Here is a 229-nt window from a genome sequence, read left to right as displayed (position 1 = left end):
AGCTGTTCGGCGTCTGGGACGTCACCGAGATCGCCTACGAGGACCCCTCGACGAAGCGGTACATGACGGTGACGCCCATCGCCCACACGATGGGTCGCCACGCGTCCAAGCAGTTCAAGAAGTCCGAGATCTCGCTGGTTGAGCGGCTGATCAACCGCCTGATGCAGACCGAGGAGAACACGGGCAAGAAGCAGCAGGCAACGCGGATCGTCCGCGACGCCTTCGACAT

1 pseudogene is annotated in these 229 nt (G+C 62.4%); it reads left to right on the top strand.

Annotated elements, in window-relative coordinates:
• A pseudogene (locus EXE45_RS19130) lies at nt 1-229 on the top strand (30S ribosomal protein S7); the annotation flags it as partial.

Origin of the sequence: Halorubrum sp. SP9, from assembly GCF_005435015.1 — an archaeon.
Lineage (GTDB): Archaea > Halobacteriota > Halobacteria > Halobacteriales > Haloferacaceae > Halorubrum > Halorubrum sodomense.
This window is presented reverse-complemented; position numbering and strand designations above follow the sequence as displayed.